Annotated in this window: 23 protein-coding genes; 7 read left to right on the top strand and 16 right to left on the bottom strand. The window is 27.8% G+C overall.

Annotated elements, in window-relative coordinates:
• Positions 1 to 395 precede the first annotated feature (395 nt).
• Positions 396 to 1,643: a GNAT family N-acetyltransferase gene (locus LX78_RS06510; protein WP_109681830.1), complete on the top strand. Its 1,248-nt coding sequence runs from the start codon at positions 396 to 398 to the stop codon at positions 1,641 to 1,643.
• On the opposite strand, the gene LX78_RS06505 is transcribed toward LX78_RS06510, so the two are convergent.
• Genes LX78_RS06505 through LX78_RS06490 form a run of 4 tightly spaced genes read right to left on the bottom strand, consistent with a single transcriptional unit; the run spans position 1,624 to position 5,514 of the window.
• A complete protein-coding gene (locus LX78_RS06505; protein WP_109681829.1) occupies positions 1,624 to 2,631 on the bottom strand; it encodes a polysaccharide deacetylase family protein in 1,008 nt (335 codons plus the stop codon). The genes LX78_RS06510 and LX78_RS06505 overlap by 20 nt on opposite strands.
• Complete coding sequence (locus LX78_RS06500; protein ID WP_109681828.1) at positions 2,628 to 3,218, bottom strand: sugar transferase; 591 nt, start codon at positions 3,216 to 3,218, stop codon at positions 2,628 to 2,630. The genes LX78_RS06505 and LX78_RS06500 overlap by 4 nt, the downstream gene beginning before the upstream one ends.
• On the bottom strand, positions 3,215 to 4,420 hold the full coding sequence (locus tag LX78_RS06495) for a DegT/DnrJ/EryC1/StrS family aminotransferase (RefSeq protein WP_109681827.1): 1,206 nt from the start codon (positions 4,418 to 4,420) through the stop codon (positions 3,215 to 3,217). The genes LX78_RS06500 and LX78_RS06495 overlap by 4 nt, the downstream gene beginning before the upstream one ends.
• Before the next feature lie 2 nt (positions 4,421 to 4,422).
• On the bottom strand, positions 4,423 to 5,514 hold the full coding sequence (locus tag LX78_RS06490; protein WP_109681826.1) for a glycosyltransferase: 1,092 nt from the start codon (positions 5,512 to 5,514) through the stop codon (positions 4,423 to 4,425).
• Between the two features lie 138 nt (positions 5,515 to 5,652).
• Here LX78_RS06490 and LX78_RS06485 point away from each other — a divergent pair, with 138 nt between their 5' ends.
• A complete protein-coding gene (locus LX78_RS06485) occupies positions 5,653 to 6,573 on the top strand; it encodes an ATP-grasp fold amidoligase family protein (RefSeq protein ID WP_109681825.1) in 921 nt (306 codons plus the stop codon).
• A 4-nt stretch (positions 6,574 to 6,577) separates the two neighbouring features.
• On the opposite strand, the gene LX78_RS06480 is transcribed toward LX78_RS06485, so the two are convergent.
• The 6 genes from LX78_RS06480 to LX78_RS06455 all read right to left on the bottom strand — a co-directional run bounded on the left by LX78_RS06480 (position 6,578) and on the right by LX78_RS06455 (position 13,461).
• A complete protein-coding gene (locus LX78_RS06480) occupies positions 6,578 to 7,732 on the bottom strand; it encodes a glycosyltransferase (RefSeq protein WP_109681824.1) in 1,155 nt (384 codons plus the stop codon).
• Positions 7,733 to 7,736: 4 nt separating this feature from the next.
• Positions 7,737 to 8,819, bottom strand: coding sequence for a glycosyltransferase (locus tag LX78_RS06475; protein ID WP_109681823.1), 1,083 nt, complete (start codon positions 8,817 to 8,819; stop codon positions 7,737 to 7,739).
• Positions 8,820 to 8,830: 11 nt separating this feature from the next.
• Entirely contained in the window at positions 8,831 to 9,949 is a 1,119-nt protein-coding gene (locus tag LX78_RS06470; protein ID WP_109681822.1) for an O-antigen ligase family protein, read from the bottom strand.
• A gap of 43 nt (positions 9,950 to 9,992) precedes the next feature.
• Positions 9,993 to 10,958, bottom strand: coding sequence for a glycosyltransferase family 2 protein (locus LX78_RS06465; protein ID WP_109681821.1), 966 nt, complete (start codon positions 10,956 to 10,958; stop codon positions 9,993 to 9,995).
• Positions 10,959 to 11,033: 75 nt separating this feature from the next.
• Positions 11,034 to 12,365, bottom strand: a complete 1,332-nt coding sequence (gene murJ / locus LX78_RS06460; RefSeq protein ID WP_109681820.1) for a murein biosynthesis integral membrane protein MurJ — start codon at positions 12,363 to 12,365, stop codon at positions 11,034 to 11,036.
• Complete coding sequence (locus LX78_RS06455) at positions 12,355 to 13,461, bottom strand: glycosyltransferase family 4 protein (RefSeq protein WP_109681819.1); 1,107 nt, start codon at positions 13,459 to 13,461, stop codon at positions 12,355 to 12,357. The genes murJ and LX78_RS06455 overlap by 11 nt, the downstream gene beginning before the upstream one ends.
• A 434-nt stretch (positions 13,462 to 13,895) precedes the next feature.
• Here LX78_RS06455 and LX78_RS06450 point away from each other — a divergent pair, with 434 nt between their 5' ends.
• Complete coding sequence (locus LX78_RS06450) at positions 13,896 to 15,407, top strand: T9SS type A sorting domain-containing protein (protein ID WP_109681818.1); 1,512 nt, start codon at positions 13,896 to 13,898, stop codon at positions 15,405 to 15,407.
• A gap of 55 nt (positions 15,408 to 15,462) precedes the next feature.
• Here LX78_RS06450 and LX78_RS06445 read toward each other — a convergent pair whose 3' ends face one another.
• From LX78_RS06445 to porX, 6 genes are all read right to left on the bottom strand, one after another.
• Positions 15,463 to 15,834, bottom strand: a complete 372-nt coding sequence (locus LX78_RS06445) for a DUF4258 domain-containing protein (protein WP_109681817.1) — start codon at positions 15,832 to 15,834, stop codon at positions 15,463 to 15,465.
• 55 nt (positions 15,835 to 15,889) lie between these two features.
• Positions 15,890 to 17,089: an alanine dehydrogenase gene (locus tag LX78_RS06440; RefSeq protein WP_109681816.1), complete on the bottom strand. Its 1,200-nt coding sequence runs from the start codon at positions 17,087 to 17,089 to the stop codon at positions 15,890 to 15,892.
• Between the two features lie 61 nt (positions 17,090 to 17,150).
• Complete coding sequence (locus tag LX78_RS06435; protein ID WP_109681815.1) at positions 17,151 to 17,672, bottom strand: hypothetical protein; 522 nt, start codon at positions 17,670 to 17,672, stop codon at positions 17,151 to 17,153.
• On the bottom strand, positions 17,635 to 17,775 hold the full coding sequence (locus tag LX78_RS14795) for a hypothetical protein (protein ID WP_170109807.1): 141 nt from the start codon (positions 17,773 to 17,775) through the stop codon (positions 17,635 to 17,637). The genes LX78_RS06435 and LX78_RS14795 overlap by 38 nt, the downstream gene beginning before the upstream one ends.
• Before the next feature lie 186 nt (positions 17,776 to 17,961).
• Positions 17,962 to 18,366: a tRNA (adenosine(37)-N6)-threonylcarbamoyltransferase complex ATPase subunit type 1 TsaE gene (tsaE, locus tag LX78_RS06430; protein WP_245881489.1), complete on the bottom strand. Its 405-nt coding sequence runs from the start codon at positions 18,364 to 18,366 to the stop codon at positions 17,962 to 17,964.
• Positions 18,367 to 18,458: 92 nt separating this feature from the next.
• On the bottom strand, positions 18,459 to 20,012 hold the full coding sequence (porX, locus tag LX78_RS06425) for a T9SS response regulator signal transducer PorX (RefSeq protein WP_109681813.1): 1,554 nt from the start codon (positions 20,010 to 20,012) through the stop codon (positions 18,459 to 18,461).
• 36 nt (positions 20,013 to 20,048) lie between these two features.
• Here porX and LX78_RS06420 point away from each other — a divergent pair, with 36 nt between their 5' ends.
• Genes LX78_RS06420 through lpxA form a run of 4 tightly spaced genes read left to right on the top strand, consistent with a single transcriptional unit; the run spans position 20,049 to position 24,530 of the window.
• The gene (locus tag LX78_RS06420) at positions 20,049 to 21,278 is read left to right on the top strand and encodes an HD domain-containing protein (protein ID WP_185117703.1); all 1,230 of its coding nucleotides are present in this window, start codon (positions 20,049 to 20,051) and stop codon (positions 21,276 to 21,278) included.
• Positions 21,279 to 21,302: 24 nt separating this feature from the next.
• Entirely contained in the window at positions 21,303 to 22,331 is a 1,029-nt protein-coding gene (gene lpxD / locus LX78_RS06415) for a UDP-3-O-(3-hydroxymyristoyl)glucosamine N-acyltransferase (RefSeq protein WP_109681811.1), read from the top strand.
• Positions 22,318 to 23,724 carry a bifunctional UDP-3-O-[3-hydroxymyristoyl] N-acetylglucosamine deacetylase/3-hydroxyacyl-ACP dehydratase gene (locus LX78_RS06410; protein ID WP_109681810.1) on the top strand — a complete coding sequence of 469 codons (1,407 nt, stop codon included), beginning with the start codon at positions 22,318 to 22,320 and terminating at the stop codon, positions 23,722 to 23,724. The genes lpxD and LX78_RS06410 overlap by 14 nt, the downstream gene beginning before the upstream one ends.
• 20 nt (positions 23,725 to 23,744) lie before the next feature.
• Positions 23,745 to 24,530 carry an acyl-ACP--UDP-N-acetylglucosamine O-acyltransferase gene (gene lpxA / locus LX78_RS06405; protein WP_109681809.1) on the top strand — a complete coding sequence of 262 codons (786 nt, stop codon included), beginning with the start codon at positions 23,745 to 23,747 and terminating at the stop codon, positions 24,528 to 24,530.
• Positions 24,531 to 24,559 lie beyond the last annotated feature (29 nt).

The raw sequence follows: 24,559 nt of genomic DNA, 5'->3' as shown, positions 1-24,559 counted from the left end.
TTAAATAGCAATCATCAAATAAAAACGATAAATAACTAATTTTCACGTTCTTTTATTTAAAACAAATTTAAGTTTTAGTTTTAACGCTATAATTGGGCTTTTAATCGTTTTTTATTAATTTTTAAAATTTCTTATTTGTTTCAAACAAACATAGTGTTTTTTGAAAATTTAATTTATTTATAAGATAATAAAGGGAGAGATTTTAAACAGTAACTGTTTTAATTGCTATTAAAAGTATATTTAAATATACAACTTTTTGTTTTAATTGAGACTTATTATTTACCTTTCATATTAGTTTTTAATTCATACATCTAAAAAAACAACTAATAATATTTATATTATACTTAAATATTTACATTAGTTTTTGAATACATGAAAAAGTATATGCTAAATATATGATTAAATCTTCTGAAGAAAACCCATTTAGTTGTTCTATTTATGAATCAACTTGGTTAAAGCACTTTTATAATAATCAATCGAGTTTAAATGTAAATGCTATAGAAGGTGTTCAATTTATTAAACATAAATATTTTCCTTTTTTAGTTAATGTTGGAACGAATACTACAAATGGTTTAGTTTATAGTTTAAATATAAAAGCTTCTGACTTTAAGGGTGGAGTGTATTTAATTTATGATGTTCCTAATTATTATAAGGTTAAAAATGAGAATGAATCTAGGAATTTAAAAATTAAAAAAATAAGGCAATACTCTGGTTTTGCAACTAGCTTAAAGGATGTTCAAAATTCTGATGAATTTATTAATTCAAAGTTTAGTTCTGGTAGCAGAAAACGTTTTCGACGTAGTTTTAGAAGATTAGAGTCTTGTACCAAAATTACTTATAAAACATATTATGGTGAAGTATCAAAAGATGAATATAATATATTACTTGAGCAGTTTAAGAGTTTAATTAAAAAACGATACGATGAATTAAAAATGGAGGTGACTCTAATTTCTAGATGGCCATTCTTTGAAGATTTATTGTATCCAATGATTCAGAATAAAAAAGCAGCAATTTTTGGCATATATAGTAATGGTACTCCTATTTCTTTGTCAATGGTATTTTTAAATAATGACACATTATTTAATGCAGTAAAAGCATTTGATGCAGATTATTATAAATTTAATATAGGACACTTAGATATAAGTAGAATTTTAGAATGGTGTTTGGAAAATAATATTACTACTATAGATTTTTCAAAAGGAGAATACGAATATAAAACTAGGTGGACTAATATGAAGTATTATTACGAATGCAATATAATCTATGATTCTAAAAGTTTTGTTGCATCAAGTACTGCCTTATTATTATCTAAATATTTTTGGTTGAAGCAATATTTAAGAGATAAAAATATTAATTTATTGTACACAAAGTTTAAATATGGTATTAAAAATCTATTAGATTTTAAAAAAGAAAAGAGTAAATTTATTATCGAAGACCTAAATAATTTTAAATTAAATGGTCTTCAAAAAGAAATAGACTTAATAGATCCAGAATTTTCTTTTTTGAAGCGAATTACTTTAGATACTCTTTACTCTAATCCAGAACCGTTATCAAGCATAAAAGCATATATTTCAAATAACCAAAATTCAGAAATATATTATGTTATTGGTAATAAAAATAAATTTACAGTAAGGTTTCGTTAATATTAGAATAGTTTTTTGCCAGTTCTTTCATGGTCATACTTCTAAAATTATATTTTTTATTTAGGTTATTATAATGATCAAAAATACTTTCTAATGCTTTAAAATTTTCATCAATATTTTTTCCTAAATTATGAGGATGATTCCATAAGTGATACACCTCATTATTCTTAGCAGCATGCGTCATTGCGCTTTTAACTCTTGAAATTCTTAATGGGTCAAACAATTTTAATGTACTGCTATAAGGTCTTAGAAAGCGACTAGATGGAATATTAATTATTTGTGCTTCTTTTCTTTGATTCTCTATTTTATAAGTATGGTGTCCAGTTAAATTTATAAAAGAATCTGCAACACGTAATCCTTTAGCAATTATGTTTCCATGAATTTTTTTATTTCCAGTATTATAGATTGGATTGTTTTCTGTTCCTCTGTAACAGTTAATTCCGTTTTTATAACAAGTTTCTAATAGATTGTTGTTTACTTGATTTCTTGGAAATACAATACTATTTATTTCAATATTTTTTTTAAGAGCAATAGCCCTTGCAGCTAATAAATCTGCTTCAAATTGTTCTTTAGTTTGCCCATCTTCTAAACAATAATAGTGAGAATATGTATGTGTTGATATTTCATGCTTTTGACTTTTAGAAATCTCATCAATAAGATTAGATGCATAATGAAATCCATCTTCTTGTTCGTTATTTCCTATAGAATCAATTTTAGAATAAGGGTCAAATTTTTTGTCTTTGTAAGTTGGTAGTTGTTTTGGTTTATAATAAAGAAGTTCATTTTTGTCTTTAGCAAATAGAAACCCAACTGTTGCAAAAGTTAATTTTATGTTATAAGTATTTGCTAATTCTAATAGGCGTGGAATAACAAGCTTAACATTCTTTAAATTTTCTTCATATTGAGAAACATCTACCTTGTCAATCATTCCCCAGTGCAATTCAAAATCTAAGGAAAAAATAAAATAACCTGTTGTTTTTAATATCATTTTATAATAGTTTGAACAGTTTTAAAAATAATTTTTAAGTCAATAAACAAATTCTTGCTATTAATGTACTTTTTATTGAGTTCTAACTTTTTAGGTAATATGTTTTCTAAATAGAATTTTTCAGGGTCTTTTGTTGTTTTTAATAATTCTGCTTCATTTCTATAATAAATTGATGCATAATCTGTTATTCCAGGTTTTACGGATAGTATGATTAAATCTTCATTCAAATAATAATTCACATATTTACGTACTTCTGGCCTTGGTCCTACAAAACTCATATTACCTATTAAAACATTTATTAGTTGAGGGAGTTCGTCTAATTTATATTTTCTTAAAATATAGCCAATCTTTGTAACTCTTGGGTCTTTATCTCCAAGTGTTAATAATCCTTTTTTATCTGAACCAATAAACATAGTTCTGAATTTAAATATTTTAAAATCCTTATTATGTTTACCAACTCTTTGTTGTAAATAAAAAATGGAACCTTTAGATTCAATTTTAATTATAAGGGCAATTATTAATAATAAAGGTAATAAAAAGATTAACCCAAAAAAAGAAAAAATAATATCAAATAGTCTTTTAATCATATTGTTGATTCAACTGCATTTTCTACTGTCCTTATTATATAATTAAGTTGATCTTTTGTAAGCTGTGGGTAGATTGGTAAAGAAATTTCACATTTATAGTTGTCGTATGCAATTGGATAATTTTCAATTTTAAACCCCATTTCTTTAAAAATAGTAAGCATTGGTAAAGGTTGAAAATGTACATTAACAGCTACTCCTTGTTTTGTTATTTTTTCAATTATTAAATCTCTTATAGATTCAGTTATGTTTTTTATTCTTAAGGCATATAAATGACAAGAAGATTCTCTGTATTCGTTCTTATAAGGAGGTGTAATTGCCCATGTTTTAGTTGCAAAATAGTCGTGATATACCTTATATATTTCTTTTCTTATATCTAAAGTTTCATCAAAATATTCAGGTATTTGAGCAACTCCGATTGCAGCCAAAATATCAGGCATATTTATTTTTAGACCTAGATAAATAATATCATATCTCCAACCACCAGCTTTAGACTTTGTGAAGGCATCTTTAGTTTGCCCATTTAAAGAGAAGCATCTTAAATAATAATATTCTTCTTGGTTAATAAATGGTTTGGGCAAATTGATGCAAACTGCTCCACCTTCAGCAGTTGTTATGTTTTTAACAGCATGAAAAGAAAATACAGTAATATCTGCAATTGACCCTAAAAATTGATTTTTATATGTTGCGCCAATTGAATGGGCAGAATCTGCCAAGATTAATATTCTTCCTAACTTATTTTGATTTTCATTAGAAGGGTTAAAAAGTTCGATTTTATTACATACTAATGTTTTAATGGCGTCATAATCACAAGGCCAACCTGCAATATCAACTGGTATGATAGCTTTTGTTTTATTTGTAATTGCCTTTTCAATTTTTTCTATTGAAATATTAAAGTCGTTTTCTACATCTACCATAACAGGAGTTGCACCAACATGAATGACAGCTAGTGCAGTTGCAGCATAAGTGTAAGCAGGGATAATAACTTCATCGCCTTCACCAATACCATACCATTTTAACGCTAACATAAGTCCAGAAGTTGCAGAATTAACACACAAAGTATTGGGTGAAAAAGTATATTTACAAACTAACTCTTCTAATTGTTTAACTTTTGGCCCAGTGGTTATCCAGCCAGATTCTAGGGTACTGTTAACTTCTTGTAATACAACCTTATTTATATAAGGTGGAGAAAAAGGGATTTTCATTTTTAATCATGATTAATAGCTGCATTAAAGATAGCTATATATTGCTTAGATACATTTTCTAGACTAAACATTTTAACGTGTTTTATTGCATTTTCAGCTAATTTATCCGCCAATTCTTTATCTGTAGCTAATTTAATCATGGCATTTGCTAAAGCTTCAGAGTTTTTTGGCTCTACTAACAATGCTTCTTTACCATGTCTGGCAAATTCACGTACTCCAGTTACATTTGTTGAAATTATTGGCAAACCTATGGCTCCAGCTTCAAGTAATACTCTTGAAAATCCTTCCCTAAAAGTTGGTAGTACAAATGCATCAGAAGAAGTTAATAAATCAAAAACATCTGTTCGAGGCCCTAAAATATCTATAATATCTTTATATTGATTAAGAATATTTTGATTAAGTCTCTTTGAGTTTTCTTCAAGAGGGCCAACTAATAAATATTTAAAGACATATCCTTTGCTTTCGCAAATTCTTGCAGCTTCTAAGAGATTTATAATACCTTTTTCATATACTATTCTGGCAACACAAATAAAAGTAAATATTTTATTGTTTCTAGCTGCTTTCCGTGTAATATGTTTTAACTCGATTCCACTGCTTAAAATTATTTCACTATTACTTTTTGTAATCAGATGGTGTTTTAAATATAAATTTTTATCATCTTCATTCTGGAAAATCGTTAAATGAACCCTGTTTTTAATATATGAATGTAGAAGTATATAAACTTTCCTTAATAAAGCACTTGAAAAAGTATTAGACATGAAAATGGTTCCTAAACCAGTAACAGTTCTTGTTATTAATGTTGTAGTATTTAATTGAGATAATGGAACTAAAAAAGCTGGCTTAGTATCGAAAGTATGAATAATGTCGAATGTGTTTTTATTGAAAAAATGTTTTAACCAAGAAATTGTTTTATAGTCTGAAATAGGAGAGAAGCGTCTATTTAAATTATATGGAACATAAGTTATATAATTAGGAAAATCTGCATCACTAGTACCTACAATTGTTACATGAAAACCTGCCTCGATTAAATATTTTGATAATGGAATGCGTTTTTGAACATCTTCGCCACCAATTAAACAGATTTTTGTTACCATATATAGAAAATCAACACAAATTTAAAATATTAATTAAATATAAGCTTTCTGTTTTTTGAAATTAATTATAAATTAGATAAATGTTTAAAATTTAAATATTAATAATAAAAAATAATTAGCATATCAAAATCAATTGTCTTGAAAGAAGTTGTTAGAAAAATATATTTAGAGACTACTATTGGACCATATTTAATACAGCCTTTTTACGGATTGTATAATTATTTTAGATTTACTATCGTATCTGATGTTTCTAGAATTAACAGAGAGTTTGTTCGTAATTTTGGGCATAAGCCAGATTTAGTGAACCCTAAAACTTTTAATGAAAAAATGCAATGGCTTAAATTAAATGACAGAACTCCTTTGCATACAAAATGTGCTGATAAATTTGCTGTTAGAGAGTATGTTAAAGAAAAAATTGGTGAAAAATATTTAATTCCATTAGTTTTTCATACAAAGAAATTAAAAGATATTAATCCTGATAATATTCCAGATTACCCAGTTATTATTAAGGCAAATCATGATAGCTCTGGAGGTTCTATAATAACTGATAAAAGAAATACGAATTGGGTTGTAGTTAGAAATAAACTATATAAGTCGTTACATATAAATTATTATACTAAATATAAAGAATGGCAATATAAAAATATTAAGCCACGAATTATAGTAGAGAAACTACTTCAACATCAAGATGGTAGTATTCCTTTCGATTATAAAATGCATTATTTTAATGGAGAGCTTGTTTTTATACATGTAGATTTGGATAGACATACAAATCATACTAGAAATCTATACGATACAGATTGGAATTTTTTAGATATAAAATGGATTTATAATAATGGTCGCCAACTTGACAAGCCCATTTGTTTTGAAGAAATGAAAATGGTTTCTAAAGCTTTGGCTCAAGATTTTTGTTATACAAGAGTAGATTTATATACATTGAATAATAAAGTATATTTTGGTGAAATAACCCTTCATACAGGATCTGGTTTTGAAGCATTTGTACCATCTGAATGGGATTTGAAATTTGGAAATATGCTTAAGTTACCAAAAGTAAACTAATAATTTATAGACTATCTATTAATTCTTTTACTTGGACACCTATCTTATCAATACTATAATCTTTAGAACGTGTATAACCTAAACCACCATACATAAGTCTATCTTGATTGTTTTCTTGAAAGAATAATATGGCATTAGTTAATCCTTCAACATCATCAACATTTACTAATATTCCATATTTTGCTTTATAAAATGTTCCAAATTCTATGGTTACAGGTATATTTTCATTTAATAATTCTAATGGTCCAGACATACAATTTGTAGCAATAACTGGCAAGCCAACAGACATGGCCTCAAGTAAAACATTTGGAAACCCTTCAGTGAGAGAACTTAAAATAAAACAATGATTCTGGATGATATTAGAATGAACATTTAAAACTGTTCCTTTAAAATTAATTCTATTTTTAACTCCTAATTTTTCAGTTAATAATTGTAATTCCGTTTCTAATTCACCCTCGCCATATATATCTAAATTTACTATATCAGGTAATTTACTGATACTATTTATAATGTGTTTCTGATTTTTAACTGGGATTAATCTGCCAACAGTAACAACTTTAAAATTGTCTTGTGGATTATTATAATTGTTAATGTTTAATTTTTCAGTATTTAAATATATTGGATTATAGATGACACTTGTATCAATCTTAATATTAAAATTCTCCTTTAAATCTTTATTAATATGAATTGAGTTTGAAAAAAGCTTATTGTTTTTGTTATAAAAAAAAGGTATGGCTATACTCGTTATTATTGAAGTTATAAAATTGTTTCTATATCTTTTAGAAGGAAAGCATCTTTCACTAATAATTGATTTTAAATTTTTATTGAACATTTTTGCAATACCAGTCATAATATTCTGACGAATCATAAATGATAAGGTAACTTCTATATCTTCATTTCTTAATACCTTGTTGTATTTAAAAATAAATTTTAAATAATTAAAATAATGATTAATTATTGAAGTTTTGAATGTTTCTTTATCAGATAAAGTAATTACTTTTACTTTATTTGAAATAGGTAGATCTATAATATTAAATAATAATATTAATGTAACATCATAATATTTAGTTAGTTCGAATGTAAGTAAACTAACAACTTTTTCTGCACCACCAAACCCAATTCCAGGAACAAATAAGGCTATTTTTTTCTTTCTTGTCATTTTATTAGTTTACTAAGTTTAAAAATAAATTTTCATATTCATTAATAATCTTATCTTCTCCAAAACGCTCTTTTACCACATTGCTTACTTTTTCTGGATTAAAACTGTATGTAGAATTTATATTATTCAAATAAGTAACAAATTCATCTATTGAGTTAACAATATACCCATTTATTCCACTTTCAATAATTTCATCTAAACCACCAGGAGCATTAAAAGCTAAAATAGGTGTTCCAACAACACAACTTTCAATTAATATATTTGGAAAACCTTCTACAAATGATCCTTGTAAATATAAATCACTTTCAGAGAGATATTTGCTAACCTCATGAGTGTATTCAATATATTCTACTTTTTCATTTAAATTATATTTATTAATTAGATTCAAAATATTATCTTTTTCTAGACCTTTTCCAATAATTGTATAATGAAAAGGAAAATTTAGCTTAGCTAAAGCATTAATAATTCTTTCATGGCCTTTATGTTTACTTAGTCTTGTAACAGTTATAAACTTTATTGGGGTCAATAAATTTCTAGATAATTTTTTAGTTTGGAAAGAATTAGTGATTGGATTGTTGATAAGAACCGTTTTTTCTAGTGGAACACCATAATTAGTTACAACATCTTTTTGCATGTCTCTAGATTGACAAATTATTTTATCAACAAGTTTATAAGCAAACACCACCATATTTTTTGAAAAAAGCAAATTTTTAGTTGGGTTATGTTTATTTAAAACAGATAATACATTAGCCTCTCTAGCAATGAATTTGATATTAGGAAAAAATAATGAGAAAAATGCTGAAAAGGTATTTAAATGCACAATAGAGCTAATAACAATCTCTGGATTTTCCTTTTTAATTAATTTATACAAACTAATGCCAGACTTTAAAACACGAGACTTATTTAAATAAATAACCTCTAAACCTTCTGTTTGGTATACGGTCTTGTTTTTAAAACCAGTAATTACTAGTTTGGTATTAAATTGTGTTTTACTAATTTTACTAGCAATAAAAGACATTATTCTTTCGGCACCACCTGCAGCTAATGAAGGTAATATAAATAATATTTTTATTTGTTTTTTACTCATTTAAAATTCTTTTAAAGATTAACTGGTATCTCTGAAATTTCAAACTTGGTTTTACTTTTTACTTTATCATAAAGCCAAATAGATATAAAAAGAATTAAATAATTATCAAAATAGTTATGAGATACTAATAAAAAAGATATTAATATAGTTGCAATACAAGTATATTCTGGGTTAGTTTTTAAATGTCTTAAACTTCTAAAAAAGAGTGCTAAATAAAGAATAATAAATAATAAAAAAGGTATGATGCCAGATTCTCCTATTGCCATTAGAAATGTATTATGGACTCCAGATTTTATATCAACATTTGATCGATTTCCATGTAGTGCATTATAACCAATTCCTGTTACAGCATTATTTAAAATAATATCTGTATATAATGCCCAAGTTTCATTTCTAGAACCTCTAGTAATGGTTTTTGTTTCAACTTCTTGGCTATCGAAAATGCTTTGAAAAGCAGAAAATCTTACCGTGTTTAGATTAAATAATGACGAAACTGTTAAAACTAAAACAATAGCTACAGACCCAGCAACCAAACTGATGCTATTCTTTTTATTTGCAATAATGGCTATAATATTTATAGCTAAAAGAACAACAATAAAAGTTCTTGAAAGAGTCATTATTCCTGCTATTACAATTAATAGTTGTAAAAATAATTTGTAATATTTGTTTTTAAGATAGAATGTAAGAGAAAATGCTATTAAACAGGCAACTCCAGCTCTGTTTGGATTAATATAAAATCCTCCATACCTACCATAAGCACTGGAAAACACAACTGCATTTATTAAAACACTCATAGCGCCAATAAACATGAACCAGCCAATTTCTTTTTGATTTGTTTCTTTAGCTAAAGAAACAGCACCAATAATAAATATAAAATACTTAATGACATCGATAAAAAAATCTCTAATTGGGCCAGTATAATTTATACCGGAAATAAAAAAATACGTAAGTCCAAGAACAACGAATATAATTTGAATTTTAGGTTTCGGATTTAGAAAGTAAAAGAGTATGATGCAACCAAATAATAAAGCGCTAAAAAGACTACCTCCTCCAGAGCCTAATACGGTTAAACTAAAGGATGTCATGTTTAATAAAATTAAAGTCAGTAAAAAGTACTTTAATAGTTTCATGGTATTAGTTTTAGATGCTATATTTTATTGATAATAAATGTGCTTAACCAATTATTTTTAAAAATAATCTTTTAAAAGGCCAGCATAAATTAACTAAAAACTTAATTCCTTTAGATTCTATAGCATTTAGATAATCTTGTTTTTTAAAATCTAAAAAGATAGCTGCTCGAATTAATGAATATACTCGAATTAAAAACACTTTTGGATTTTTCCAAAAATAATCTTTATAAAACCAATTAAGGATACATAATGAAAATACAGCCATACCAAAAGCATCTTTTGCGTGGTCTTGATTAGATATTCTATTTCCAGTATCTAAATAATATATTCTTAAAACATCGTTAGTATACATGGTTTGATATTTGTGTTTTGCAATTAAATTCCATAAAATACCTTCTGGAATATATCCTTTTGAATAAACTTCAGGATTTACATAAATACCTCTTAAAATATCTGTTTTTATAAAACCCCATTTTTCTGATAAGCTTAATTCGTTTAGTCTGTTTTCGAACGAAGTACTATAAAGGGGGTCGACTTTAAATTTATCATCTACTAAATTTCCATTTTGATCTACACATAAACAGGTTACACCACTTATATTGGATAGCTTTTCTTTAGGAATACTATTATATCTTTCTAAGAATATTTCAAGAGCATTTTCTACACATTCATCATCTGAATCTAATGGTAGAAAAAATTCACCATTTGCTAATTCAACTCCTTGTATTATACAAGCCATCTTATGTCTATTTACTTCATTATTTATATATCTAATATTTAAATTAGATTTATTAATAAGTTCTTGTATAACTTCATGTGAATTATCTTTAGAACCATCGTTTATAATTAAGAATTCAAAATCCTTAAATGTTTGTTTTTCTAGTGAATCAAACACTCTATGTATGGTATCAGCACGATTATATACTGGTGTAAACAAAGTAAATTTATAGTCGAAATTAGATGGTTTTTCTAATGGTGTATAGGTTGGTAATAATTCGTTTAATTTCATTTTTTACTTTTTTATTCGTTTATTTAATACTACTTAAGAACAAAATGATAATTTAAGTACTTGCAATATAATGGTTTATAAATTCTTTTGTTTGTTGGCATAGATAAATAGCACTAAACTTCTAACTACGTATATAGTAGTTGTACACAATACAATGCCATAAATTCCATATATTTTCAAGAAAATATAATCTAGAATAATATTTAAAGTCATACTGCCAAAAGACACATAGGCCATAAATTTATTTTTATTGATACTTGTTAAAAATTGAACTAAAATATTTCCACAGATATAAAATGGTGCTCCTATTAATAAGACTATTTGTAATCCTGATACTATTATTGTGTCTTCAGAGGTAAATTCATTACGTTCAAAAACTAATTCAATAATATTATCTGAAAATAGAATTATTGGGATAATGATTAAAATTAATGAAATGAAAACAAATTTTAAAATCTTATTAAGCTGTTTAAAAGCAGACTTTCTGTCATTATTAGTTAACTTAGAAAAGTGTGGGAGTAGGACTCTAGCTAATGCTAAAACGGCAATGCCAGTAAAAAATGCAGGAATTTTTAATGCATAATTTAAGGCAGCAATTGAACCAACTATTAACTGAGCTGCAAAATATTGGTCGGTTATAGGTATTAAACCAGTTAAAAACCCAGAACTCACTTTTGCAGGCAACTGATTGAACAACATTTTAGTTCCATCTGCTCTGAAATCAGGCTTTGTAAGTTTAATGATCTTTTTAGATTTTGCTACAATAATTAAAAATGAAAATTCAAGAATACTACCAATTAGCATAGCAACTGCTAATACTTTTTCTTGAAATATATTTTTAAAAAACAATAATAAAACTAAAATGGCAATAGACGTAAATACGGGGTAAATAGTTGAATACCTAAATTCATCATGTATGTTTAAAAGACCACTTATTAAAGATGAAAGTCCCCAAAATAAAATACAAGGTAATAAATAGAAAAATTGAACTTTTATTAGATTATAGTAACTTTCTGAATGGTTTGGGAAAAATAATTCTAGAAAGGTATTTGTAAATAAATACGCCAGAATCATAAAAAAAATAGTGGTGCCAATAGTAATTATAAAACTTGTGGATTGGAAAGAACTTATAGGTCTGCCGGATTTCTGTTCGATAATATAATTAGGAATAAAAACAGATTTAAATGCACCCAGAAATACTTGATAGATAAAGCCTGGAACTAATGTTGCAATTAAAAAAGTATCTAATAATTCTGACAAACCAAAATTACTCGCAACCACTATTTCTTTATAGAAACCAAATCCCTTTACTATAAAAGTAATAGATGCTACTGCAACAATATTAATTACAGTTGGGTTTTTTCTAAGTGAGTGAATTAAAGAGGCGATATATTTTTTAACTTTCAAAAATTTCTTTCAGTATTAAATTGTTAATTATTTTTGACCACTCAGAGGCTATATCATTTGGTTGATAAGCCAAAGTTGATTGAACAGCTTTCAATCTAAATTCTTCCTGTAGAACCTCATCATTCATTAACTTAACTAAGTTTTCTTCTAATGCCTTTTGATCTCCAACTGGTATTAAAATTCCATTATGATTGTTATTTATTATTTCTGAAGGTCCATGTGGACAATCTGTAGAAATACATGCTAAACCAAAAGACATAGCTTCAATTAAAGCATTTGGAAATCCTTCACATTTAGAAGTAAATGCAAAAATTTTAGACATATTATAATATTTAGAAACATCTGTAATGTTGCCTGCTAATATTATTTTGTCTTGCATTTTTAATGAGGCAATTAAGTTTTTATATTCATTGTAATTATTACCATCACCAACTAAAATTAATTTCCATTTAGAATTATTTATATTCGAAAATGCACAAATTAATAAATCTTGATTCTTAGGTTCATCTAATCTGCCTACATTTAAAATGATGTTTTCTTTTGGAAATTGAAAATTTCTTTTTTCTAATAATTCTCTATCAACGGGGTTATTAATCACTTCAATTTCAGTTCTAACATAAGTTTTAAAAAAATCTTTATTTGCCTTAGTTTGCACTACAAGACAATTTGCAAATGGATAAGCGATTTTTCTAAAATATGTCCAAAATTTATTCATAGAGCTATATTTTGGATTTGCTCTTTCGCTAATAATATTTGGAATATTTATAAATCTAGTTGCTAATATGGTATATATGTTTGTAACTGGCATAAACCCAATAGCAATACTTGTATTATTATTTTTAAGTATTTTAATCAGACTATTTACTAATTTAAATATGTTAATTATAGATTGAAAAGTATTTGGATTTGAATTATATTCTGGAAGACAAAATCTTATACTTATATCTGGATGTAATTTATAGAATGGATCACAATTATATAAAACTATTATACATACATCATATTCCTTAATCAATGAGTTGGCCAGAGAGCTAACAACACGTTGAGCTCCACCAGCATTTAAGTTTGGTAATACAAAAGCAATTGATTTTTTCAATTTTAAAAAGTGTTAGGCAAAGAAATATAGATTAATAGCTATTATTAGAGTTATTAAAAATATGTATTTTTTTATTCTAAAAATACTTCTCCATAATTAATTAGATGAAATAACCAATTTATAATTTAAAATGCAACAAAAAGATGTGTAAGATAAGTTTGACACTTTATAAATTGTTCATAACCTGTTAATTACTTTTAAAAATATAAAAAATCCAAAACTATATTCTGTCCGTATATAAACCTGTTGTCTATTGAAGTGCAGTTTGTCGACAGCAGTATCGTTTAAAAGTCGAAAAAATACTACAAAACACATTTATTGTAGTAAAAGTATTACAAATATGATGTATTTTATCGAATTTAAATTATTTTTTATGGTTACATGAAATGTATTTCAATAGATTAGCAAAAGATTAATAGCAAAACCCCCTTATTATGAAACATTTATATGTTAGAAAATTCTCATCTTTAATTGGGAATATTCAAAGAGTTCTTTTAGTTTTTATTTTATTTTCAAATTTGTATGTGATTGCTCAAAATTATCCAATGCAAGAATCATTATCATCAGTTAATTATGAGCCTTATCAAACTTTTACAGGTCAAGCTCCAGGTTATTTGGAAGTAAACACTAATCAGTTTGGTAATGAAGTTATTAGAATTAGCGATGTAGATGCTTTTGGTACAGATTGGCAAAATTTAAGACATCGTTATTCTTTAGACCAACCATGGAATTCAGATGGATCATTAATTAAATTAGCAGGTTATCCAGCTGCAATTTTAGATGGTGAGACAAATGAATTTTTGTATTGGGCAAATATACCTAGTTCTGCATTATGGTCTAATTCCGACCCAAATACTATGTATGGAGTTTCTGGAAACAGTATTGTAAGTTATAATGTAACAACCAATAGTAGAGAAACATTACATACATTTAGTGAATTCTCATATATTAAATATGGTTATGGAAAAGGAAATACATCTTTTGATGATAAGTATATGGGAGTTATTGGTAGAAATGGTGATGATCAAACATTAATTGTATATGATATAGAAGAAGATGTAGTTGTTGGTACTCATTTTATAGGTACAAGAAATATGATGTGGTTTACAGTAAGCCCAACGGGTTTATATGCAGTTGAACATTATGCACCAAATGGAAGTGGCGAAGAACAAGGTATAAAAGTTTATGACATTGATTTAACTAATTACAGACATTTAAACGACTATACATCTCATGCAGATTTAGGTCTAAATGAAGATGGAGAAGATGTTTATGTTGCTTTTGGAGATGAAACTACTAGACCAAACGACTATTATATGAAAACGGTTCGTTTAAGAGATGGCTTGGTAACACCAATATTTTACTATCCTGAAGATACAGGTGTTTGGTCAGGACATATATCTTGTAGAAATAATAGCAGACCTGGTTGGGCTTATGTAAGTGAAGGATGTTGTGAGACTGTTGGTAAAAGAGAAGTTTTCGCAATAAAATTAGATGGTTCAGATATGATTGAAAGATTTACCATACATCATACAAACGAAGACTCAGGCTATGGTCATGAAGCTCATGCAGTTCCTAATAGAGATGGATCTAAAGTTATGTTTGCCAGTAATTATGATGATACGTTCACAGGAGATTACGCACCAGCATTTATTGTACAAGCACCAAATAGTAGTTTAAGTGTTGAAAACGAAAGCATAAATGAAAATCAAATTAAAGTTTATCCAAATCCATCTAGAGACGGATTGGTAAATATTAAACTTAATGGAAATATTGCTGTAAAATCTATACAATTATTTGATATGCTTGGAAGGGCAATTAGAACTGAAGAAATGGATACTAATGAGAAAAGTTTGAATCTTTCAACTTTACCACAAGGAGTCTATTTGTTATCATTTCAAACTGAAAATAACGGTTCAGTAACAAAACGAATTATTTTGAATTAGGGAAATATTCAATAAAATTATAAACTAAAGCCTGAAATATTATTTCAGGCTTTTTTTATTCCCATTTTATTTCTTGAATAGTAGCAATACTGTCGCAATTTTCAACTAATAAAACAAGTTCTTTTTTATCTAATTCTCCTTCAATAGCGTAAATAGCACAAGGTTCTTTACGAGTTTCACTTTTAGAGAAATTAATATCTCCTTGTATTAATATGTTTCTAATTTCTAAAGAGTCTATTTCATTATTAATTATAGCCGAATCAATAGTATTAGAATAATTAATTTGTTTTAAATTAATATTTTTCAATACTCTAGCTTCAGGACCATAATCACAAGACACTTTTTTGCCATTTAAAAAAAAGGCTAATACTATTAATCCAATAGAAAATCCACCTAAATAATAGCCAACTCTATGTAATAATTTCATTCAGTTAAATTTAATATAACATGAAATTTTAAAAAGGTTTATAAGTAAAAGGAAATTAAAAAATAAGTAAATTTATATCACTATGCTTTAAGTCAAACCATTCACCAACAGATTTGCTAGTTAAAATTCCGTGGTAAAAATACAACCCATTTTTTAAACCCTTATCAAATCTTAGAGAATTTTCTAAACCTCCATCTTCAGCAATCTTCAAAAGATAAGGAGTAAAAATATTACTTATTGATATAGAGGCAGTTCTAGAATATCTAGCAGGAATATTAGGTACACAATAATGAATAACACCATGTTTTGTAAACGTTGGTGTTTTATGAGAAGTTACTTCACTGGTTTCAAAACATCCTCCCATATCTATGCTAACATCTATAATTACAGAGCCATTTTTCATATTTGCAACCATAGGTTCTGTTACTAAAATTGGCGATCTATTTTTCCCTCTAACAGCTGCAATAGCCACATCACAACGTTTTAAAGCTTTAGTCAGGTTTTTTGGCTGTAATGTAGAAGTGTAAATAGTTTGTCCTAAATTTATTTGAATTGCTCTTAGTTTAGTAATCGAATTATCAAATACTTTTACATTGGCACCAAGACCTAAGGCACTTCTTGCTGCAAATTCCCCTACAGTTCCTGCTCCTAAAATTACTACTTCTAATGGTGGTACACCACATATGTTTCCAAACATAAGCCCATTACCATCATTTACATTGCTTAGTAATTCTGAAGCAATTAGTACAGAAGATATTCCTGCAATTTCACTTAAAGAACGAACTGCTGGATAAGCTCCGGTTTCATCTCTAATAAATTCGAAAGCTAATGCTGTAATTCTTTTAGATGCTAGAGTTTCAAAATATTTCTTAGTTTGAGTCTTAAGCTGAACAGCAGAAATTAATATGGTTTGCGGATTTATAAGTTTTAATTGGTCTAGAGTAGGAGGTTCTACTTTCAAAATCATAGGACAGGAATAAACCTTAGCAGTGTCTTTGGTTATTTCTGCTCCAGCTTCACTGTATTCTTTATCACTAAAATGTGCTCCTTCACCAGCTCCTGATTCTAGCAATACTCGATGTCCATTGTTAATTAAAGCAGAAACTGCGTCTGGAGTAAGGCAAACACGTTTCTCTTGATATGCAGTTTCTTTTGGAATACCAATAAATAGTTCTCCCTTACGTTTTAAAATTTCTAAAGTTTCTTCTTGAGGAAGTAATTGTTGTTTGGTAAAAGGAGATAAAGATTTAGACATAAGTTGCTCATTATAATATGAGTCAAATTACGAATAAATTTTTAAATGTTTAGAGTGTAATTTAAAAATACTGCTTAACTTTCTCCCAAACGTTTTTTGGCTTGATCATAAACTCTTCTTCCAGTTCTTCCATAGATTTATTAGCTGTATTAATTCTATCAAACATTTTAGCTCTAATAAGGTATATAGTTGGAATAACTATAGCCATTAATGGAAAATAATACATGAGTTGTAATTCATCAACAGGAGATGTAGTATCATAAAAAATAGCTGAAATTTGAAAAGCGTACATAACAGTAGGTACCAAAATAACATGATACCACCAATGTCTACAAGTAAAAAACCAGATTAATAAAAACATTAAAGGCAATGCTTTTCCAGTAATCAGCCACATCACATAGTTTGCGTTTTCTAATTTTCCAGCATCAAACGAAAATAAAAAAGTGTCCCAAACTTGTGTGCTTGGAACACTTTCGTATAAATAAAATAAATACGGAGTAATAGCTAATAATGTAGCTACTATACTCCCTATAATAAGGCTTTTCTTATCCGTGTGACGGAATTGGGTAAGCTCTTCTTTCAATTTTTGGTGCGTCTTCATTTGCTTGAAATAAATTTGTTGCTTGTGCTGTAAACAACATTCCACCGAAAATTGCAATTGCAATTACATACTTTTTAGTTTTCATAATTTAAGGGATTTAATTAATTAATACCTCAAATGTAACTAAGAACATGCATCACCTATTTGCTTAAATGTTAAAATTATGTTAAAAACAGGGAATTTTAAATTTTCCGTTACGGTTTTTCCGTAATCGGTTCAAATTTCAGGCAGATTTGGTTGTTTTTGTTGTTTATTTTAACTCGTTTAACAATTATTTTAAAACTATTTTTCTAGTATTATCATCATTTAATGATAAAATTATACGATTATATTTATCTGTAATTAATTCTTCAATTAATTCAGGCCATTCAATAATAATCCAATTATTAGAATCTAAATAATCTTCAATGCCAAAATTATAGGCTTCTTCGATATCTTTTATTCTATAAAAATCGAAATGATAAATTTTATCATTTTTCAATTCATATTCATTAACTATAGAAAAGGTTGGACTACTAACTTCGTCTGCACTTCCAAGTGCTTTTACAAGTTCTTTTATTAAAGTTGTTTTTCCAACTCCCATATCTCCTTCAAGTAAAATAGTTTTACTTTTCAGGTTCTTTATAAGTTGTTTAGCAACAGTTTGTAACTCTTTTAAACTATAATTAATATTCAAATTACTTGAATTAAGCATACAATAATATGAAGAATTATTTAAAAAAACTAATAAAAAGTGTATTTCGTCGGATATTTTTGCATTACACAGATTTATTTTGGACTTAGAACAACAAATGGAATAATCATTTCTTCAAGCGAAACGCCACCATGTTGATAAGTATTTCTAAAGTAACTTACATAATGATTGTAGTTATTTGGGTAAGCAAAAAACAAATCACCTTTTGCAAAAATAAAAGAGCTACTCATGCTAATAGAAGGTAAGTGGATGCTTTTTGGGTCTTTTGCTACCAGGACATCCTTGTCTTCATAAGTTAAACTTCGTCCTGTTTTGTATCTTAAATTCAAGCTAGTGTCTTTATCACCAATCACTTTCGAAGGGTTTTTTACATTAATAGTACCATGATCTGTAGTTAAAATCAATTTAAAACCAAGTTGTTGAGCTTGCTGGATCATTTCCAACAATGGAGAATTTTTAAACCAACTCTGTGTTAAAGAACGATAGGCTTTATCATTAGAAGCTAATTCTTTTACCACATCCATTTCAGTTTTAGAATGCGAAAGCATATCTACAAAATTATACACGATTACACTTAAGTCGTTATCTTTTAGAGACCTAAAATTTTCAACTAGTTTTTTTCCTGTTTTTAAATTAGTTATTTTATGATATTCAGTTTTTAAATGAGAAAGGCCTAGACGTTTTAATTGGGCTTCTAAAAATTCATTTTCATATAAATTTTTTCCACCATCATCTGTGTCGTTTTTCCATAAATCTGGATGTAGTTTTTCCATATCGCTAGGCATTAGGCCTGAAAATATAGCATTTCTGGCATATTGAGTAGCAGTTGGGAGAATACTATAAAAAGGAGATTCACTCATTTTTTTATAATAATTATTTACAATGGGCTCGAAAGCTTTCCATTGATCATATCTCAAATTATCAATAACTACCAATAAAGTAGGTTGTTCTTTACTTAATTCTGGAACAATTTTATTTTTAAATAAGGTATGAGATAAAGTAGGAGCATCTGTATGTGGTTCAAACCAGGTTGGATAATGCTTGTCAATAAATTTCCCAAATTGCGTATTAGCTTCACTTTTTTGCGATTCTAATATTTCAAACATACCAGCATCTTCTATGTTTTCAAGTTGTATTTCCCAATAAATAAGTTTCTGATATAAACTAACCCAATCTTCAAAGCTATTAACCATACTAAGATCCATGGCAATTTTTCGAAATTCTTGTTGATAATTAGATGTGGTTTTCTCTGAGACTAATCTAGAATGATCTAGATTTTTCTTTAAACTTAATAAAATCTGATTTGGGTTTACGGGTTTAATCAAGTAGTCTGCTATCTTATTACCAATAGCTTCTTCCATAATATATTCTTCTTCACTTTTGGTTATCATAACCACAGGAAGTGTATCTCGTTTTTCTTTAATTTCATTTAGAGTTTCCAATCCTGTTAATCCTGGCATGTTTTCATCTAAAAAAACAATGTCGAAGTTTTTATCGTCTAATATCTCAAGAGCTTCAGTACCACTTTGACAAGTAGTTACTAAATAATTTTTCTTTTCAAGAAAGAGGATATGTGGTTTAAGTAAATCAATTTCATCGTCAACCCAAAGAATATTTATATGGTTCATGTATATTTGTTTAAATTATTAAGTAAAAGAATAAGCTTGATTGTGCAAAACAAACTTAAAATATTTAACGACCCAATTTACGGATTTATTACTATTCCAAATTCGTTAATCTACGATTTAATTGAACATAAATATTTTCAGCGCTTGCGAAGAATTTCGCAAATGGGAATGTCTTATTTAGTTTATCCAGGAGCACATCATACTAGATTTCATCATGCTCTTGGTTGTATGCATTTAATGCAAAAAGCTGTTAATGTACTACGTTTTAAGGGTGTTAGCATTTCAGTTAAGGAAGAAGAAGCTCTTTATGTTGCCATTTTATTACACGACATTGGTCATGGTCCATTCTCTCATGCTATGGAACATAGTATCGTAAATGGTGTCTCTCACGAGGAGATTTCATTGCTTTTTATGGAACAACTCAATAAAGACTTTAACTTAAGTTTAACGCTAGCTATCCAAATATTTAAAGGAGAACACCCTAGAAAATTTCTTTGTCAGTTAATTTCTGGACAATTAGATATGGATCGAGCAGATTATTTGAAGCGAGATAGTTTTTATACTGGTGTTGCAGAAGGCAATATTAATAGCGAACGTTTAATTTCCATGCTAAATGTAGTAGAAGACGAATTAGTAGTTGAAGAAAAAGGCATTTATAGTGTCGAAAAATTTCTTGTTGCTAGAAGACTTATGTATTGGCAAGTGTATTTACATAAAACAAGTTTAGTAGCCGAACAGCTTTTAATTCGTGTATTAAAGCGAGCCAAAGAGTTAACTCGTAATGGAGTAAAATTACATGCTAGTGAAGCCTTACAATATTTTTTATCTAATGAAATTTTATTAGAAAATTTTAATAATAAGACTCTTAATATATTTGCTAGACTAGATGACTACGACATAGTTTCAGCTATGAAAGAATGGCAGTTTCATGACGATTTTGTATTAAAAAATTTATGCGATATGCTAATAAATCGTGATTTGCTAAAAGTGAAATTAAAAGATAATAAAATTAAAAAAGAAACGCTTCAAATTCATATTCAAAAGTTAATGGATACATATAATATAAGTAAATATGAAGCCAATTATTTTGTTTTTACAGGAGAGATTTCTAATCAAGCTTACCAAATAAAGAATCAGCAAATAAATATAATTTATAAAAACGGTAAAGTTCAAGATATAATTGAAGCTTCAGACCAATTATACCTAAAAGCACTATCTAAAATAGTAACTAAATATTATATCTGTTACCCTAAAGAAAAACTTTAGGAGTTTTTTCCTATTTTTGCTAGAATGAAATTTACAGCACAACAAATAGCAGGAATTTTAGAAGGAGACATTGTAGGGAATCCAGATGTTGAAGTATCTAAGCTTTCCAAAATAGAAGAAGGAACAGAAGGTTCTTTAACCTTTCTTGCTAATCCTAAATATCAATCATATATATATTCAACAAAAGCCTCAATAACAATAGTTAATAAAACTTTTGTGCCAGAAAATAATTTAGAGACAACGCTTATTAAAGTAGAAGATGCTTACAAGTCATTTTCTAAATTACTGGAATATTATAATATGGTAAAGTTAAATAAGCAAGGAATTGAGGATCCTTCGTTTATTTCAAAAACAGCAACTTATGGTTCTAATATTTATGTAGGAGCATTTACTTATATAGGTGAGAATGTAAAAATAGGTGATAATGTTAAAATATTTCCAAATTCATACCTAGGAGATAATGTAGTAGTTGGTAGTGATACGATTATATTTGCAGGCGCAAAAATTTATTCTGAAACTATTATTGGTTCAAATTGTGTTATTAATTCTGGAGTTATTATAGGAGCAGACGGTTTTGGTTTTGTTCCAAACGAAAAAGGAGAATATAACAAAGTACCACAAACAGGAAATGTTATTGTTGAAGACTTTGTAGATATTGGAGCTGCTACTACTATAGATAGAGCAACTTTGGGATCAACTATTATTAGAAGAGGTGTTAAGTTAGACAACCAAATTCAAATAGCTCATAATGTAGAGATTGGTAAAAATACAGTTATTGCTGCCCAAACTGGTATAGCTGGTTCAACTAAAATTGGCGAAAATTGTCAAATAGGTGGACAAGTTGGTTTTGCAGGACATTTAACCATTGGTAATAATGTTAAAATTCAGGCTCAATCAGGAATAGGTAGAAGTATTAAAGACAATGAAACCTTACAAGGCTCTCCAGCTTTTAGTTATGGTGACTGGAATAAGTCTTATGTATATTTTAAAAATTTACCGAAAATTGTAAAAAATATAACTGATATAGAAAAAAAAGTAAATGGGAATAATTAATACTGAGGTTAAACAAAAAACCATTAAAAATGAAGTTTCTTTAACTGGTGTTGGATTACACACTGGAAAAAATGTAACTTTAACTTTTAAGCCTGCTCTTGAAAATACAGGTTATGTATTTAAAAGAGTCGATTTAGAAGGTACTCCTAATATTGAGGCAGATGCTAATTATGTAACAAATACTCAAAGAGGAACCTGTTTAGAGAAAAATGGTGTAACAATTCAAACTTCTGAGCATGTTTTAGCAGCTTTAATAGGTTTAGATTTAGATAATGTAATTATTGAACTTAATGCGTCTGAACCTCCAATCATGGATGGATCCTCAAAATATTTTGTTGAAGCATTAGAAAAGGCTGGAGTAGATGAACAAGAAGCTTTTAGGGAAGAATATGTAGTAACAGATGTTATCTCTTATACAGACGAAGAATCTGGAAGCGAAATATTAGTTATGCCAGCTGCAGAATACCAAGTAACCACTATGGTAGATTTTGGCACTAAAGTTTTAGGCACACAAAATGCAACCCTTAAGCATATTTCAGATTTTAAAGATGAAATATCAGACTCTAGAACTTTTAGTTTTTTACACGAACTAGAAATGCTTCTTGAACATGGTTTAATTAAAGGAGGTGATTTAAATAATGCAATTGTTTATGTTGATAAAGAAATTTCTCCAGATACAATTGAAAAATTAAAAATCGCTTTTAATAAAGATACAATTGCAGTAAAACCAAACGGCATTTTAGATAACTTAACTTTACATTATCCAAACGAAGCAGCTAGACATAAGCTATTAGATGTTATTGGAGACTTAGCATTAATTGGTATTCGTTTAAGAGGAAAAGTAATAGCCAATAAACCTGGACATTTTGTAAATACTCAATTTGCAAAAAAAATGTCTAAACTTATAAAAATTGAGCGTAGAAATAATGTGCCTAACATTGATTTATATCAAGAACCATTAATGGATGTAAATCAAATAATGGAGATGTTGCCACATAGACAACCTTTTTTGTTGATTGACAAAATTTTCGAGTTGTCAGAATCACATGTTATAGGAATGAAAAATGTGACAATGAATGAGCCATTCTTTGCTGGACATTTTCCAGGAGCTCCTGTAATGCCTGGAGTTCTTATTGTTGAAGCTATGGCACAGACAGGTGGTATTCTTGTTCTAAGTACTGTTCCAGATCCTGAAAATTATTTAACATTTTTCATGAAAATCGATAACGTTAAATTCAAACAAAAAGTTGTTCCTGGAGACACCTTAATTTTTAAATGCGATTTAATTTCACCTATTCGTAGAGGTATCTGCCATATGCAAGGATATGCTTATTCGAATGGTAAATTATGTGCAGAAGCTGAGCTTATGGCTCAAATATCAAAAGTAAAATAAAGAAGTAAAACTATATATAGATGAATCAACCACTCGCATACGTCCATCCTGGAGCTAAAATTGCAAAGAATGTAGTTATTGATCCTTTTACAACTATACATAATAATGTTATTATAGGAGAAGGAACTTGGATTGGAAGTAATGTAACCATTATGGAAGGTGCTCGTATTGGAAAAAATTGTAATATTTTTCCAGGAGCTGTTATTTCTGCTGTTCCACAAGATTTAAAATTTGATGACGAAGACACTTTGACAATTATTGGTAACAATGTTACAATTAGAGAGTGTGTAACTATAAATAGAGGAACTACAGACAGAATGAAAACTGTTATTGGAGATAACTGTTTAATAATGGCTTATTGTCATATTGCTCACGACTGTATTGTTGGTAACAACTGTATTTTTTCAAATAATTCAACACTCGCAGGTCATATTAATGTTGGAGATTATGTTGTATTAGCTGGAATGACAGCAGTTCATCAGTTTTGTTCTATTGGCAATCATGCTTTTGTAACTGGAGGATCTTTAGTAAGAAAAGATGTACCACCATTTGTTAAAGCTGGACGTGAGCCTTTATCATATGTTGGTATTAATTCAGTTGGTTTACGCAGACGAGGATTTTCAACAGAAAAAATTAGAGAAATTCAAGATATATACAGAGTTTTATATCAAAAAAATTATAATAATACACAAGCTTCAGAAATTATTGAAGCAGAATGGGAAGCAACTCCGGAAAGAGATGAAATTATTCAGTTTATCAAGAATTCTCATCGTGGTATTATGAAAGGATATTTTAAATCAAATTAATAAATTACCACAAAACTAAATATTTATCC

Source organism: Xanthomarina spongicola (assembly GCF_003148645.1).
In the GTDB taxonomy this organism is placed as follows: domain Bacteria; phylum Bacteroidota; class Bacteroidia; order Flavobacteriales; family Flavobacteriaceae; genus Xanthomarina; species Xanthomarina spongicola.
The sequence above is the reverse complement of the archived record's forward strand: the minus strand, read 5'-3'. Positions and strand labels throughout refer to the sequence as shown.